At 67.0% G+C, this 1,090-nt stretch carries 1 protein-coding gene; it reads right to left on the bottom strand.

The window, feature by feature from the left end; translation table 11 throughout:
• On the bottom strand, positions 1-950 hold a 950-nt coding region (locus tag HX846_RS37675; protein WP_256740479.1), incomplete at its 3' end, for a condensation domain-containing protein.
• Positions 951-1,090: the final 140 nt, after the last annotated feature.

Below are 1,090 nucleotides of genomic sequence, written 5' to 3'. Positions count from 1 at the left end.
GCGCGGCCGAGGCGCATCGCCAGGCGACGAAAACGCGGCGGGCCGAGGGATTGCGGCTCGTGTGCCAAGGGGAGTTGCGGGCCGTCGGGCAGGTCATCCAGACGTTGCAGCCAGTAGTCCCGCGCGCCGGCATCGCTGGTTCGGGTGGCGCCCAGGTAGTGGGCAAAATCCCATTCCAGACGTGGCAGCTGCGCCTCTTGCCCGCTGTAGATCAGCGCCAGATCCCGCAGCAGTACGCTGATACTCAGGACGTCCGCCACCAGCAAATCGATGTTCAGGTGCACCCGGCTGCGGCCGTCGGGCAAGCGGCTGAGTTGCACATCAAACACCTCGCCCTGGCGCACATCCAGGCAGCGGTGGGCCAGGCGCTCACGCGAGGCCAACTCATCCGGCCGTTCATGCACGGTCAACCCAGGCCACGGGCTGGTCGGCAGCACGCGCTGGCAAGTGGCGTTCGGGAAACAGGCGCGCAGCATGGGATGGCGGTGAGTCAGGCGTATCACCGCGCTTTCCAGGCGTTGAGCGTCGACCTGATACCCGTCCAGCTCCTGATACAGGTGACAGCCAACGCCCCCCAGCGGCATGGCCGGGTCGCGACCAAACCAATAAGCCTGCTGCAACGGTGTGAGGGCGAAATCGTTGTCGGCGGCGACGGGCTTGAGGTGCGTCGCCTGCCCGCGACGGCGGTCGATCAGCAACCACCAGGCCTCAAGGGTCGGCTGCTCAATCAGTTCGGCAAAGCTCACCTGCACACCTTCGCGGGCGAGCAAGGCCGGCAGGCGCATCATGCTCACCGAGTCCAGGCCCTGCTCGATCAGCGAGGCATCGGGCTCCAGGTCCTGGGGGGCATAGTCGAGCAACTGCGCGACACCGGCGCACAGCGCCTCGGGGCTGTGTGCGAGGCCGCCGGGTGCAGGATGAACGCATGCCAGTGATGGGTTATCGGTCATGGGGGACGGTCCTTTGGGGAACGGTAGGGTCTGGGCGCAAGCGCCAGCGATTGATCGCTTCGCGCTCGTGGAACAACTCGCGGTAACGGCCGGGCGTGGCCATCAACGCGTCATGGCGGCCGACCTGGGCCAACTGGCCG

It is taken from the genome of Pseudomonas sp. K5002 (assembly GCF_013386655.1).
Classification (GTDB): Bacteria; Pseudomonadota; Gammaproteobacteria; order Pseudomonadales; family Pseudomonadaceae; genus Aquipseudomonas.
This window is presented reverse-complemented; position numbering and strand designations above follow the sequence as displayed.